Annotated in this window: 11 protein-coding genes; 7 read left to right on the forward strand and 4 right to left on the reverse strand. The window is 73.0% G+C overall.

Annotated features, from left to right (window positions below):
* Window positions 1-14: 14 nt before the first annotated feature.
* Both AC6JBM_RS06035 and AC6JBM_RS06040 read right to left on the reverse strand, forming a co-directional pair.
* On the reverse strand, window positions 15-515 hold the full coding sequence (locus AC6JBM_RS06035; RefSeq protein WP_497982613.1) for a hemerythrin domain-containing protein: 501 nt from the start codon (window positions 513-515) through the stop codon (window positions 15-17).
* Between the two features lie 40 nt (window positions 516-555).
* Entirely contained in the window at window positions 556-1,317 is a 762-nt protein-coding gene (locus tag AC6JBM_RS06040; protein WP_497982614.1) for a polyphosphate kinase 2 family protein, read from the reverse strand.
* Window positions 1,318-1,484: 167 nt separating this feature from the next.
* On the opposite strand from AC6JBM_RS06040, the gene AC6JBM_RS06045 reads away from it, so the two are divergent.
* The 6 genes from AC6JBM_RS06045 (at window position 1,485) to AC6JBM_RS06070 (ending at window position 10,885) form a co-directional block, all read left to right on the forward strand.
* Window positions 1,485-4,388, forward strand: a complete 2,904-nt coding sequence (locus AC6JBM_RS06045) for an AfsR/SARP family transcriptional regulator (RefSeq protein ID WP_497982615.1) — start codon at window positions 1,485-1,487, stop codon at window positions 4,386-4,388.
* 84 nt (window positions 4,389-4,472) lie between these two features.
* A complete protein-coding gene (locus tag AC6JBM_RS06050) occupies window positions 4,473-7,889 on the forward strand; it encodes a discoidin domain-containing protein (protein ID WP_497982616.1) in 3,417 nt (1,138 codons plus the stop codon).
* 339 nt (window positions 7,890-8,228) lie between these two features.
* Window positions 8,229-9,266, forward strand: a complete 1,038-nt coding sequence (locus tag AC6JBM_RS06055; protein ID WP_497982617.1) for a lysylphosphatidylglycerol synthase transmembrane domain-containing protein — start codon at window positions 8,229-8,231, stop codon at window positions 9,264-9,266.
* A 61-nt stretch (window positions 9,267-9,327) separates the two neighbouring features.
* Window positions 9,328-10,095, forward strand: coding sequence for a DeoR/GlpR family DNA-binding transcription regulator (locus AC6JBM_RS06060; protein ID WP_497982618.1), 768 nt, complete (start codon window positions 9,328-9,330; stop codon window positions 10,093-10,095).
* A complete protein-coding gene (locus AC6JBM_RS06065) occupies window positions 10,092-10,445 on the forward strand; it encodes a DUF4406 domain-containing protein (protein WP_497982619.1) in 354 nt (117 codons plus the stop codon). Before AC6JBM_RS06060 ends, AC6JBM_RS06065 begins: the two co-directional genes overlap by 4 nt.
* A complete protein-coding gene (locus tag AC6JBM_RS06070) occupies window positions 10,442-10,885 on the forward strand; it encodes a GNAT family N-acetyltransferase (protein ID WP_497982620.1) in 444 nt (147 codons plus the stop codon). The genes AC6JBM_RS06065 and AC6JBM_RS06070 overlap by 4 nt, the downstream gene beginning before the upstream one ends.
* 39 nt (window positions 10,886-10,924) lie before the next feature.
* Here AC6JBM_RS06070 and AC6JBM_RS06075 read toward each other — a convergent pair whose 3' ends face one another.
* A complete protein-coding gene (locus AC6JBM_RS06075) occupies window positions 10,925-12,535 on the reverse strand; it encodes a DHA2 family efflux MFS transporter permease subunit (protein WP_497982621.1) in 1,611 nt (536 codons plus the stop codon).
* A gap of 180 nt (window positions 12,536-12,715) precedes the next feature.
* Between AC6JBM_RS06075 and AC6JBM_RS06080 the strand changes: the two genes are divergently transcribed.
* Window positions 12,716-13,132 carry a Fur family transcriptional regulator gene (locus AC6JBM_RS06080; RefSeq protein WP_497982622.1) on the forward strand — a complete coding sequence of 139 codons (417 nt, stop codon included), beginning with the start codon at window positions 12,716-12,718 and terminating at the stop codon, window positions 13,130-13,132.
* A gap of 46 nt (window positions 13,133-13,178) precedes the next feature.
* On the opposite strand, the gene AC6JBM_RS06085 is transcribed toward AC6JBM_RS06080, so the two are convergent.
* A complete protein-coding gene (locus AC6JBM_RS06085; protein WP_497982623.1) occupies window positions 13,179-14,204 on the reverse strand; it encodes an adenosine deaminase in 1,026 nt (341 codons plus the stop codon).
* Window positions 14,205-14,275: the final 71 nt, after the last annotated feature.

Genomic DNA, 14,275 nt, shown 5'->3' on the forward strand with positions numbered 1-14,275 from the left:
CATGCCCCGTTGCCTCAACTGTGTTCCTGGATGTACCGCTTCGGGTCCTTGTCGGTGAACGTGAGACCCTTGCCGCTCGGGTGCTCGCCGTAGAAGGTCAGCCACTGCTCACCCAGCTCGACGCGCAGCCGCATCCCCGCGTGCTTGCGGAAGTCGGGCAGCACCTCGTCCTCCTCCTCGGTGAGGTGCTCGCTGTTCTCCTTGCGCGCGTCCCAGACCGCCTTCCACCAGGCGTCGGAGCCGACCTTGTGCTCCTTGGCCGCGTCGATCGCGTCGCGGATCTTGTTGTGGTCGCGGATCGCGTCGTCGGTCTCCTCCTCGGCCTCGTCGGTGTGCTGGCGCAGCAGGTGCGGGTAGAGGATCCGCTCCTCGGCCTCGGCGTGGATCTCCAGGTGCAGCGCGAGCGCGTCCCAGACCGCGGCCAGCTGCTCCTCGCCCTCGGCGTCGTCGAGGCGCGCGAATGCGCGGCGGAAGGCGGCGTGGTCGTCCAGGATGAGCGCGGTGATGTCGTCCATCCCGACTTCATCACCTGGCCCGGGGGTTTTCAAACCGCCTTCAGCCGGCGGCGTCCAGGTCGTAGCCGCGCTTGGCCAGCTTCGTCTCGATCGTGTGACAGACCGCCTCGAGCACGGCGACGCGCGCGTACCGCTTGCTGTCGCCGGGCACGACGGTCCAGCGGGCGCGCGGCCGGTCGGTCCGGTCGAGCATGTCCTCCACCGCGGCCTCGTAGTCCGCGCGGCGCTCGCGGTTGCGCCAGTCCTCGTCGGTGAGCTTCCACGACCGCAGCGGGTCGTTCGCGCGGTCCTCGAAGCGCCGCAGCTGCTCCTCGGGCGAGACGTGCATCCAGAACTTCATGAGGATCATGCCCTCGGCGGTGAGCGTGCGCTCGAACTCGACGATCTCGTCGTAGGCGCGCTTCCACTGCTTCGGGGTGGCGAAGCCCTCGACGCGCTCGACGAGGACCCGGCCGTACCAGGAGCGGTCGAGCACGGCCATGCCGCCCCAGCCGGGCAGGACGGCCCAGAACCGCTGCAGGAAGTGGTGCCGCTTCTCGTCGTAGGTCGGCGCGGCGAACTGCGCGACGCGCACGTGGCGGGGATCGAGCGGCGCGACGAGCCGTTTGATGGTCCCGCCCTTGCCGGAGGCGTCCCAGCCCTCGAAGACGATGCACAGCGGCGGCCCGATCTTGTGCTCGCCGAGCTGGCCGCCGAGCAGCAGGCGCAGCCGCAGCAGGCGCTGCTGAGCCGCGACGAGCCGATCCTCCGCCTCGTTGCGCGGGAAATCGGCCGACAGATCGACCTTGGAAAGCCTGGTCATGATCAGAGCCTGTCACATTCGCAAGCCTCGGGCACGCCAAGCCGCACCACCCGGTCCGTGTGTCCCCATCGATGCTGAGCACTGGTCCGCCGCGAGGATGACGACGACATGGGCCGCCGGGCCTACAGTGCCGGGTCGACGCGCGATCCTGAGAGCGGAAGGTCGTTGTGACGCACGCATTCGACGAGGTGGCGGTCTCGGTGCTGGGGCCGGTGCGGGTGCGGATAGGTGGCCGTGAGGTCCGGGTGGGCGGGCCGCGGCCGCGCACGGTGCTGGCGCTGCTGCTCTGCGCCGGTGGCCGGGCCGTCCCGGTCGACACGCTGATCGATCAGGTCTGGCCGGACGGGCCGCCGGGCCGCGCCGGCAACACCCTGCAGGGCTACATCGCCGGGCTGCGACGGATGCTCGAGCCCGGGCGGGCGGCCCGGGCGACGGCCCGGCGCGTGGTGCTCGACGGGTCTGGCTACGCGCTGCGGCTGCCCTACGCGAGCGTGGACGCGGACCGGTTCGAACGGGCGGCTTCCGCCGCCCACTCGGCCCTGGTGGCGCACCGGCCGGCCGCGGCGGCGGCCCTGCTGGACGCGGCGCTGCCGCTGTGGCGCGGCCGGCCGTACGAGGACGTGCCCGAGGCCCCGCTCCTCGTCACGCACGCCGCCCGGCTGGAGCGGACCCGCGCCACCATGAACGTGGACCGGCAGGCCGCCGCGATCGGCCTGGGCGAGCACGCCGGGGCGATCGCGCCGCTCGCGGCCCTCATCGAGGAGTCGCCCCTGGACGAGCGGCTGTGGGAGCTGCTGGCGCTCGCCCAGTACCGGGCCGGGCGGCAGGGTGACGCGCTGGGCACCCTCCGGGCGGCGCGCCGTCGGCTCGCCGAGGAGCTCGGCGTCGATCCCGGCGACCGGTTGCGCCGGTTGGAGGCCCGGATCCTGGTCCAGGCGCCGGCGCTGAGCGGTCCGCAGGCCGCCGGGCCGGCCGCGGCCGAGCCGCCGGCGGTGTCGCCGCCCGGGCGGCTCCCGGCGGCGCTGGACGGGCTGGTCGGCCGGCGGCGGGAGGTCGCCGCCGTCGCAGCGCTGCTCGCCGGGCACCGGCTGGTCACCCTGGTCGGCCCGGGCGGTGTGGGCAAGACCCGCCTGGCGCTGGAGGTGGCCCGCTCGGCGCCCCGGCCGCCGGCCGGGGCCTGGCTGGTCGAGCTCGCTCCCGTGCGCGACGCGAGCCTGGTGGCCGCGACGGTCGCGCGGGCGCTCGGCCTCGTCGGCGTCGAGGACGCCGGGCAGCTGACGAACGTGCTGCGGGCCTGGGAGACGCTGCTCGTGGTGGACAACTGCGAGCATCTGGCGGACGAGGCCGCCGAGGTGGTGACGACCCTGCTGCAGTTCTGCCCGGGCGTGCGGGTGCTCGCCACGGCCCGCCAGCCGCTGCGGGCGCCCGGCGAGACGCTCGTGGAGCTCGCCCCGCTACCCGCCGGCGACGCCGCCGAGCTGTTCGTCCGGCGCGCGCGATCGGCCCGGCCCGGCTGGTCGGCCGGCCCCGCCGACGAGCGGGCGATCCGGCGGATCTGCGCGGCCGTGGACGGGCTTCCGCTGGCCGTGGAGATCGCCGCGGCGCGCTCGCGCGTGTTGCCCCTGGACCGCCTGGCCGACGCCCTGACCGCCCCGCCGGGCGGGGGAGCGGCCGGCTGGCTGAGCCTGCTGGCCGACGGCCGGCGGGGCGGCCCGGCGCGGCACCGTTCGCTCTCGGCCGCCCTGCAGTGGGGGTACTCGCTGCTGGAACCGGCGGAGCAGCGGCTGCTGCGGGCGATCAGCGTGTTCGCCGGCGGGTTCACCCTGGACGCGGCGGACGAGCTGATCGCCCGGCTCGACCCGGCCGGCGAGAGCGGCCCGGCCGAGCGGATCGCCGACCTGGTGGAGCGCTCGTTCGTGGTGCGCGGACCGGGCGAGCGGTACCGGCTGCTGGAGACGGTCCGGCAGTTCGCCCGCGAGCAGCAGGGCCCCGCGGAGCGGGACGCGGCCGGGCGGGCGCACCTGGGGTGGATGGTGGGGCTGGCGCAGGAGGCCGACCGCGCGATGGTCGCGGGCGGCGCCGGCTACTGGGGTGCCCGGCTGGAGCAGGAGCGCGACAACCTCCGCGCCGCCGTCGCCTCGGCGCGGGCCGCGGGCGACGGCGAGTCCGGGCTGCGCCTGGCGGCGGCGCTGATGTGGTTCTGGTACCGGTGGGGAGCGATCGGCGAGGGCACCGCGGTGCTGCGGGAGTTCCTGGCGGCCGCCGACCGCGACGGCGCCCCGCCCGCGGTCGTCGCCCACGCCCGCTTCGCCCTCGGCGCCCTGTGTTATCTGGGCGGTGACCTCCACCAGGCCCACGCGCTGACGGCCGCCGCCCGCGACACGGCGGCGCGCGCCGGCGACCCGGTCATCGAGGCCCGCTGCCTCGGCTACGCGGCACACTTCGGAGTGCTGTCGGGCGCCGACCCACGCCAGGGCCTGGCCGATGCCGAGCGGGGCGCACGGCTGGCCGAGACGACCGGCCTGGACTGGGTGCGGGCGGAGGCGTCGTCGTCGCTCGGCGTGGTGCGCAGCCTGGTGACGGGGGCGGACACGGCGGTCGCGCACCTCGACACCGCCTGGCGCACCGCAATGCGCTGCGGTCACGAGTGGGTCGCCTGGTCCGCCGCGTGGACGCTGATCCGCATCGAGCAGCAGCGGGGACGCCCCCGGGTCGCGGCCGGTCTCGGCGCGGCGGTGCTGGCCCACCTGGAGGACTCCAGCGACCGGACGTCCTGGCTGATGATCGCGCACACCACCGCGGGCGCGCTGGTCGGCCTCGCCCCGGACGCCGCCCCGCCCGGCCGCGAGCCCGCCGTGGACGCCGCGGAGCTGCTCGCGGCGGTCGACGCCATGTCCGCGGAGGTCGGCTTCGCCGCCGAGCAGACCGACCCGCTGCACGCCCCGGCGGTCCGGGCCGCGGTCGAGGCGGCACTTGCGCCCGGGCGCCTCGACGCCGCCGCGCGACGGGGCCGGCTGATGGGCCGCTCGGACGTCACCGCGCTCCTGCGGCCGTACCAGACCATGGCCTGACCGGCACCTCCAGTCATCTCGCAGTGGCGGTTCCCAGACTGTCCCGGCCCGTTCCGCACCCCCGCGGACGGCGAAGGAGGTCTCGTGAGAATCACCCTCCGGCGGCTGCACCGGTTCGCCGGTCTGCTGGCGGTCGCCCTCTGTATCACGCTGGCGCCGGCCGCCCGGGCCGGCGCCGCCGTCAACTGGAGTGAGCAGCAGCTGCGCGACGAGCTGTTCGCCGCCCACATGCGCACCCATGACACCGGCCTGCAGGGCCTCAAGGACCTGGTGATCTCGGTCGCGGCGGCGGACTGGCGCGCGGCGAACCCGAACGCCACCACCGCGGACATCAGCCGGCACATGACCCGCGTCAAGGACGCCCTCGACGCGCAGCAGATCACCGACCCCTACGGCGGCGGGACGTACGAGTCGCTGAGCAAGCTCGTCGCCGCCGCGGTCACACTCCCGGGGGTCGACATCGTCACCCCCGGGCTCAGGATGCTGCTCGAGAGCACGGTCGGCGAGAGCCTCGCGCAGATCGGGCAGTCCATGAACCAGGTGACCGGCACCTACCAGACGAACATGTACCTGTCCCAGTGGTACGGGGTGCAGGGCGCCGCCTGGGGCCGGGTGACCCGCCTCGGCCAGCAGGACGCGGCGTTCACCGCGGCCTGGAACGCCATGATGGGCGGCCGGGCCGGCGTGGGGCTCGACGCGAGCCAGGAGCAGCTGCTCGCCGACCCGCTGCTGGCCACGGCCGTCGACGTCAACGCGCTGCGGACGCGCCAGCAGAACCGGGACGCCTACCTGGCGGAGGTCCGCCGCCAGGTCCAGGTGGCCATGGAGAAGCTGAGCGAGAAGAACGACGCCGTCGTCGCCCAGATGAAGGAGGCGTCGGCGCAGCATCCGGTCGGCCCGGGCAACCAGCCGAAGTCCGAGGACTACACCCGGGCGCGCGCCGCGGCCGACCAGCGGCAGGGGACGCTGGACGGGCTGGGCTCCGGGGTGCTGGTGCTGTCCACCCTGGCCGGCTTCGCCGACAGCAACCTCGGCACGCAGGTCGCGACCCTGGGCAAGTCGGGGCTGGCGATCGCGACGGCGATCAACAACTACCTGCCGACGATCGCCGGCCTGGGCTTGGGGGAGGCGCTGACGTCGCTTTCCACGATGGCCCTCACCGGCAACATCATCGGCGCGGTGATGAGCGTGCTGCCGCTGTTCGCCTCCGGCCCCAACCCGAACCAGCTCATCCTCGACCAGCTGCAGGTGATCCGGGCGGACATCGCCAGCCTCCACAACGAGATGAACCAGCGCTTCAAGGCGATCGAGGAGGCGCTCTCGGTCGTGTACACGAACCTCGTCGCCCAGTTGGATCGCCTGAAGGGCGACATCGACGTGATCCGCGGCCAGCTCGGCGACGTCCAGCAGATCTTGCTGCGGCTCGAGTCGAAGGTCGACACGCTCGCCCTGTTCACCGCGCACGCGCTGCAGGACGGCCAGTTGGACCTCGAACGCAACAACATCAACACGTACGTCAACTACGAGCAGATTGCCCACGCGCCGTTCCCGGAGTACGAGGTCTACAAGACCGTCCAGGACCGCTTCCACCTGCTGGCGACCCAGAAGGCCCGGTCGTCGACGTTCGCGGCATGGACCGACCACTTCAGCGAGAAGGCCGACATCAAGTTCGTCCTGACGACCTACGGGCCGGAAGGGTCGGTGGGGTACCTGAACTGGCGGGCCAGGGACGTGTACCACGCCGGCACGCCACAACTGGGCCAGGCGCCGCCGAGTGCGGGCGTGTACCAGCTCGGCGCCCGCGCGTACATGGCCCTGCAACTGCAGAACCAGGCGTACGCGCGGCAGTACGACGTCAGCCGCTCCAAAGCCATCCGCGATGCCGGGAACGACTACCTGACGGCCACCCGGGGGCTCAGCGCCCCGGCCGCCGGCGGCGCCACCAACCCGGTGTTCAACACCCTGGTCGCGGACTACAAGCGCTACACCGGCGACGTGTCGGCGGCGCTGCTGGCCATCCGTGACCGGGCCGCCGAGGGCAAGGGGCGCTACAGCCCCTTCGGCGCGGCGGACCAGACGCCGGGCATCCGGATCGCCGAGACGTCGCCGGTGCCGGTCTGCAGCGGCACCGGGGCGAGGCTGAGCGCGCCCGCGAACGCCAACAGCGCGTCGCTGCCCAACGTCTACCACAACGCGGCGCTGGCCATGCCGGGCGACGTCAAGCCGGCGTTCTCCACGTGCTGGACCGCCGAGTGGGTCGACACCGAAGGCGACCCGCTCGAGGACCTGTCGGGCAGCGCGCAGGTCACGTTCGTCACCCGCATGAACTGGCCGGACCAGCCGGCCCAGGACATCCGGCGGGTGACGGTCAAGAAGTACGTCGGCCAGATCTGCACGTTCAACCGCAAGACCGAGACCCAGAAGTGCACGGCCGCCCGCGACGAGGTGGCGAACAACTGGGCCGGCACCTGGAAGCCGCTGATCGAGCAGTCCGGATCGGTCGCCGTCGACCAGCCGGTCCTGCAGGACACGACCCGGCGCACGCAGTCCGCGCTGTACGGCAAGCAGCTGTTGTACTACCAGATCGTGCTCGACGAGATCCAGAAGGAGACGGCGCTGGGCACGGCGAACCGGAACCTCACCACGACCCTCGCGCTCATCCAGGCGTACACGGAGGTGGCCTTCCCCAAGGCTCTGGAGGGCAACGCGATCCTCAACGGCCTGCTGTACGGCGACCAGCGCCTGATCGGCGACCAGGTGACCCTGGGCGACATGCCGGGCCGCGCGGGGCTGACGGACGCGCTGCTCGTCGCCGGGTCCGCCTACAGCAACTGCAGTCCCGCCTCGGCGGGGCGGCCGTGCGCGGAGGGCTTCGTGCCCAACGTCAAGGCCGGGCAGTCCGCGCCGTTCGACGTCGACTGCCCGGTGGCCGACCAGGTCGGCGAGCACGTCGCCAACTGCGTGGCCGGCTACCTCAAGCCTCGGGCCGACCTGCTGCAGGCGCAGTACGACCGGCACTCCAAGGAGCTGGCCGAGGGCCGCTACGTCGAGGGCTCGCCGGAGGTGGAGGCGATCGTCGCCGAGTTGCAGGCGGTCGACACGGTCCTGCACCGCGTCGGCTCCCTGGCCCAGGGGCGCCCGGCCACCAGCTCGTCGGTCGAGGTCAGCGGCTTCGAGCCGCGCTACGCGGTCGACGGCGACAGCACCACCCGCTGGTCGAGCCAGTACACCGACCAGGAGTGGCTGCAGGTCGACCTGGGCGAAACGAAGACCGTGAAGCGGATCGTCCTGCAGTGGGAGACGGCCTACGGCGAGGGCTACGAGATCCAGATGTCTCCGGACGGCGAGCACTGGACGACGATCTCCTCGACGACGGTCGGACAGGGCGGCACGGAGACGCTCAACGTCTCCGGCACCGGCCGCTACATCCGGATGCACGGCACGCAGCGTGGCACGCAGTACGGCTTCTCGCTGTGGGAGTTCCGGGCGTACGACTCCTGACCCACCCCACCGCCGGCCCGGCCCCGCGCCGGGCCGGCGGGCTGTTCACGCGCACCTTGATCGCGGGTGCCGGCCGGTGTTGCCGTGCGGGCCTGGTGCGATTCCAGGGTGCGGCGGTGAGAGCCCGCCGGTCCGGCCGATGCGGGCCGGACGATCCGGTGTGAGGAAACCGGCAGTGAACTCGGCGGCGCCCTCGGCTTCGCCGTCCTCGGCACGATCGGCACGGCCGTCTACCACCGTCGCATGGCCGGCGGCCACGCCCCGGAAGGTGACGCGCGCAACTGTGACGGAACTGAGGATCTTCGCCGTTTTGCTACCTCCCGGTGGGATCGTGATCTCGTGGGCAAGCGACGCAGGACCGCGCTGCGTGTCACCGGCCTGCTGCTGGTGCTCGCGGTGGCGGTGTTCACGCTGCGCAAGAACCTGCCCGATTTCGGCCAGACCCTCGACGTGCTGCGCTCCGCCGGCCCGTGGTGGCTGGTGCTCGCCGCCGCCGCGGAGATGACCTCGCTGCGGCACTTCGCGCTGCAGCAGCGGCGGCTGCTCGCCGGGTTCGGGGTGCGGATGTCGGTACCTCGGGCCATCGCCGTCACCTTCACGCGCTCGGCGATCTCGTTCAGCCTGCCCGCCGGCTCGGCGGTGTCGGCCGGCTTCGCGTTCCGTCAGTTCCGCACGGCGGGCGCCACCCGGCGCACGGCCGGCGCGGTCGCGGTGCTCTCCGGCGTGCTGTCCGGGGTGGCGCTCATCCTCATGTACGGCGCGGTCGTGCTCATCCCGCGCGGCGGCGCCACCGGCAACACCGACACGCTCGTGCTGGTCATCGCGATGCTGGTCATCGCCGGCATGGTGTTCGGGCTCGACTTCCTGATCTCGCCGCGCCGCCCGGTGCCGCCGCCGGTGCTCGCCGACGACGAGGAGCCCGCCCGCGCCGGCGGCTGGGTGGCCCGCTCGAAGGCCTCGGTGCGGCGCACCTGGGACGACCTGCGCCGGTTGCCGCGCCGCTCCTGGGTGCTGTCCCTGGTCCACGCGACCGTCAACTGGGGTCTCGACTTCGCCTGCCTGGCCGCGACCGCCGCCGCGTTCGACATCGACGTGAGCCTGGTGCGGCTGGCGACGGTGTACCTCACGGTGCAGCTCGTCCGCCAGGTGCCGCTGAGCCCGGGCGGCATCGGCGTGGTCGAGGTCGCGCTGCTGGCCGGGCTCGTCTCCGCCGGCGCCGGGCACGGGCCCGCGGCGGCCGCGATGCTCGTGTACCGCCTGCTCTCCTGCTGGATCATCATCCCGCTCGGCCTGCTCGCGTACGCCACCCTGCGCCGGGGGCCGAAGATCCCGGACGCGCCGCCGGTCCAGCCGCCCGCGCTCGCCAGCCGCCGTTAGCTTTGTGAGTTCATCCGACACTCGCTTGTGAGATTTGAGAGATCGCTGTTAGATTCGGCGCGTGCCTGTGCCGGATCGCCTTGACCTGACCCTGCGCCTGGTGCGCGGCAGCGGCCGCCTGACCCTCGGCGAGCTGGCCGAGCGCCTGGGCGTCTCCGAGATGACCGTGCGCCGCGACCTCGACCAGCTGCAGGAGCAGGGCCTCGTCCGCCGGGTCCGCGGCGGCGCCGTCGCGCTCGACGTGCCGGCCGAGTCGGCCGGGTTCGAGGTCCGCGAGCGCTGGTCGGCCGCGGCCAAGTCGCGGCTCGGGCGGGCCGCGGCCGCGCTGATCGAGCCGGGCGGCACCGTGCTGCTCGACGCCGGCACGACCACCGCCGAGCTGGCCGCGCACCTGCCCGCCCGGGCGCCGCTGACGGTGGCGGTGCTGAGCCTGCAGGCGGCGGTACGGCTGGCGGATCAGCCGGGGATCCGGCTGCTCGTCATCGGTGGCGAGTCCCGGGCGGGGGAGCGCAGCCTCGTCGGGCCGCTGGCGCTCGCCGCCCTGGAGCAGCTGCGCTTCGACACGTTCGTCATGTCCATCGGGGCCGTGCACCGCGACCTGGGCTGGTCCGAGTTCGACCTCGACGACGCCGCGGTGAAGCGGGCCGCCCTGCGCCGGGCGGGCCGCACGATCGTCGTGGCCGACGCGACCAAGCTCGGCGTCCAGGCCTTCGCGCGCGTCGGCCCCCTCGACGCGGCGGACGTGCTCGTGACCGACGCCGACCCGTCCGACGAAACCCTCGCCGCCGTGCGCGACGCCGGCGTGCTCATCGAAGGAGTTCCCGCATGATGATTCTCGTGGCCGGCCCCTACCGCTCCGGCACCGGCGACGACCCGGCCAAGCTGCGCGCCAACGTCGACACGATGCACGACGCCGCCGTCACGCTCTTCCGGGCCGGGCACCTGCCGGTCACCGGCGAGGCCCTCGCGCTGCCGCTCATCGAGCGGGCCGGGTCGGCGGCCGTGGGCGACGCGGTGTTCGACGAGATCTTCCACCCGATCTCGGCGCGGCTGCTGGCGCGCTGCGACGCGGTGCTGCGCATCGGCGGCCCCTCGGCGGGCGCGGACGAGATGGTCGCGCAGGCCCGGGCCGAGGGCAAGGCCGTGTTCGCCTCCCTCGCGGAGGTCCCGGCGGCGTGACGGCGGTCGTCCGCGCCACGGCGGCCGACGCGGCGATCGCCGAGGCCGTCGTGGCGGCCGCGTTCGCCGGCTACGTCCCGCGGATCGGCCGCCCGCCGGCGCCGATGACGGCCGACTACCCGGCGCTGATCGCGGCCGGCCACGTCTGGCTCGGGGGCGCCCCGGACCCCGTCGGGGTCCTGGTGCTCGTGCCGATGCCCGATCACCTGCTGCTCGACACGGTCGCCGTGCACCCGGCGGCGCGGGGCCGCGGGGTCGGCGCCGCCCTGCTGCGCTTCGCCGAGGAGCGCGCCCGCGCGCTCGGCCTCCCCGAGGTCCGGCTCTACACCAACGCGGCGATGCACGAGAACCTCGCCTACTACCCCCGCCGCGGCTATCGCGAGACCCGCCGCGCGACCGAGGCCGGCTTTCACCGGGTGTACTACACACAAGAGCTGTGAGGCCCGCGGGCCTCACAGCTCTTTCGGTGGCGTCGCCGCCTAGTGGATCATCACCGCCGGCGCACCCGCGGGCTGGTCGTCCAGCAGGTGCGAGACCTCCTTCTTGCGCGGCAGGAAGGCGATCGGGATGAACGTGCACAGCACCAGGATGAAGCCCACCCAGTACGTCGAGGCGAACGAGTCCGCGAGGTAGTGCAGGCCCTGGTCGATCAGGCCCGGGCCGCCCGGGCCGAGCTTCTCCGCGAGCGTCGGGTCGTGGTGCGAGGCGACCGCCAGGTCGGTGATCTTCAGCGGCCCGCCGGTCTGCGGGTTGGTCGCGCCGGGGACCGCCGGGGCGTCGCCGGTCTTGCTGGTCAGGATCACCGACATGATCGCGCCGCCGACCGAGCCGCCGATCTGCTGCAGGATGTTCACCAGCGTCGAGCCGCGGGCGACCTCATGGCCGGTCAGCGTCTTGAGCGCGGAGGTCATGATCGGCATCATCGTGCCGCCCATGCCCAGGCCCATCACGAACAGCGAGCCCTCCAGCAGCAGGAACGACGTGTCCGGCCCGACCTGCGTGAACGAGAAGAACCCGATGGCGATGAGGGCCATCGCGAACGGCACCGTCCGCCCGACCGGAATCCGGTCGGCGAGCATGCCGGCGATCGGCATGGTCAGCATCGCGCCGATGCCCTGCGGGGCCATGAGCAGGCCCGCGTCCAGCGTCGACTCGCCGCGCACCTGCAGCCAGTAGCTCGGGAAGAGCAGGCCGGCGCCCATGAACGCGATGATGAAGACGAACAGCGAGAGCGACGCGAACGCCAGGTTGCGGTTGCGGAAGAGCCGCAGGTCCAGCAGCGGGTGCTTGGGCTTGAACGAGTAGAAGACGAACCCGATCACCAGCAGGCCGCCGATGAGCATCGGCAGCCAGACCTTGGTCGCGCTCATCGTCCCGGTCTCGGGCAGCGACGACACGCCGAACAGGAACAGCGCCAGGCCGGGGGAGAGCATCAGCATGCCGAGGAAGTCGAAGGACTCCGACGGCTCGGTGTGGTCCTTCGGCAGCGCGAACTGCGCGTAGATGAGCGCGATGACACCGATCGGCAGGTTGATCAGGAAGATCCAGTGCCAGCTCGCCACGTCGATGAGCCAGCCGCCGAGGATCGGGCCGCCGATCGGGCCGAGCAGCATCGGGATGCCGAGCACGGCCATGAGCCGGCCGATGCGCTGCGGGCCGGCCGCCCGCGTCATGATCGTCATGCCGATCGGCATCAGCATGCCGCCGCCGAGGCCCTGCACCACGCGGTAGCCGATCAGCTGGTCGATCGAGCCGGCCGTGGCGCACAGCCCGGAGCCGACCGTGAACAGGAACAGCGCCAGCATGTAGAGCCGTTTGGTGCCGAACCGGTCCGCGGCCCAGCCGGACAGCGGGATCACGGTGGCGAGGGCCAGCGTGTAGCCGGTCATCGTCCAGGCGACGCGCGCGTAGGTGGCGTCGAACTTGTCCATGAACGTCGGGATCGCCACGCTGACGACCGTTACGTCGAGGATCGACATGATCGCGCCGAGCACGACCACGCCCGCGATCTTGAATACGGCGGCGTCGAGTTTGTCAGGCGCTGCCGTCGCGCCTCCACCCGAGGCTGCGGCTGCTTCCGGTTGAGCCACGTCCTTGCTCCCCCCACCGTGTGCGAATCACACGTACAAGTGTTTGGTTTCGGCGTCAGCCTACGCGGCCCGTGTTGCGAGCCGCGATCGAGATCCCCTGCTTACGCCGCTGGCGCAACGCAGATCGGACCCCCGAACCGGGGGAGGTTCAACTCACTAAGGCTACGCTAAGCTCTACGGGTGAACGACCATGCCCACGACTTGGACGCGCACCCGGTCCGTCGCAACACGAAGCAGCGCGACGCCGTGATGACGCTGCTCGGCGACGTCGACGGCTTCTACAGCGCCCAGGAGCTGCACGTGATGCTGCGCGAGCGCGGCGCGAACGTGGGCCTCACGACCGTCTACCGCACCCTGCAGCTGCTCGCCGAGACCAACGAGATCGATGTGATGCAGGTCCCGGGCAGTGACACGCGTTACCGTCGTTGCAGTGATCGCCATCACCACCACCTCGTCTGCCGCGGCTGCGGCCGCACGGTGGAGGTGCTGGGCCCGGCCGTGGAGCGCTGGGCGGACCGCGTCGGCGAGGAGCACGGCTTCACCGACGTGAGCCACACGCTGGAGATCTTCGGCACCTGCGCCGCCTGCAAGCACTGACCCGCCCGGGCCGCCGCCGCGGGTGACGGCCCGGGGGAGTGCGCGCCTACGCCTGGAACGCCTCGGTGTAGGCGTCGATCTCCGCGATCAGGGCGGCCTTGCGCGCGTCGTCGAGGAACGAGTACCGAACCCCCTGCCGCGCCAGGTCCGCGACACCGCCGGCGTCCAGCCCCAGCAGGGACGCCGCGACGAGGTACTCCTGGTTGAGCGTGGTCGAGAACATCGGCGGGTCGTCGGAGTTGATGGTCACCGGCACGCCCGCCGCCACCAGGGCCGGCAGCGGGTGCTCCGCGAGGGACGGCACCGAGCGGGTGCACGCGTTCGACGTCGGGCAGACCTCGAGCGGGATGTCGTTGTCCCGCAGGTGCGCCATGAGCGCGGGGTCCGACGCGGCGGCGATGCCGTGGCCGATGCGCTCGGCGTCGAGGTGGCGCAGGGCGTCCCAGATCGTCTCGGGGCCCGTCGACTCGCCGGCGTGCGGGACGCTGCGCAGGCCGGCCGCGCGGGCCTGCGCGAAGTGCGGCGCGAACCACTCGCGGGGCACGCCGCGCTCGGGCCCGCCCAGGCCGAAGCTGACCAGGCCGTCCGGGCGGTGCTTGAGCGCCGTCTCCAGGGTCACGTCGGCCGAGGGGATGCCGGCCTCGCCCGGGATGTCGAAGCACCAGCGCAGCTCCGTGCCGTGGTCGCGGGCCACGCGGGCGCGGGCGTCCTCGACCGCCTCGCAGAACGCCTCGGCCGGGATGCCACGGGTGATCGACGAGTACGGCGTCAGGGTCAGCTCGGCGTAGCGGACGTTCTGCGCGGCCAGGTTCACGCCGATGTCGTACGTCAGCGTCGCCACGTCCTCGGCGTCGCGGATGAGATCGACGACCGACAGGTAGATCTCGATGAAGTGGGCGAAGTCGGTGAACGTGAAGTATTCGGCCAGCAGCTGCGCGTCGGCGGGGACGGGGGTGCTGCCGGCGTGGCGCTCGGCCAGGCGGGCCACCGTGGCCGGGGCGGCGGAGCCGACGTGGTGCACGTGGAGCTCGACCTTGGGCAGGCCGGCCACGAACTCGGTGAGGTCGCGCATGGGGATGTGCCCTCCGCGTCGGAGGCGCCCTTCGTGTCCGCGGGGCGGTCCGAGCGTGGCGGATGCACGGC

It is taken from the genome of Dactylosporangium thailandense, from assembly GCF_059739745.1.

What these genes read in the sequence shown, in the direction of transcription:
- AC6JBM_RS06035 (WP_497982613.1), bottom strand. Translation starts at nt 515, where the DNA reads ATGGACGACATCACCGCGCTCATCCTGGACGACCACGCCGCCTTCCGC.
- AC6JBM_RS06040 (WP_497982614.1), bottom strand. Translation starts at nt 1,317, where the DNA reads ATGACCAGGCTTTCCAAGGTCGATCTGTCGGCCGATTTCCCGCGCAAC.
- AC6JBM_RS06065 (WP_497982619.1), top strand. Translation starts at nt 10,092, where the DNA reads ATGATGATTCTCGTGGCCGGCCCCTACCGCTCCGGCACCGGCGACGAC.
- AC6JBM_RS06085 (WP_497982623.1), bottom strand. Translation starts at nt 14,204, where the DNA reads ATGCGCGACCTCACCGAGTTCGTGGCCGGCCTGCCCAAGGTCGAGCTC.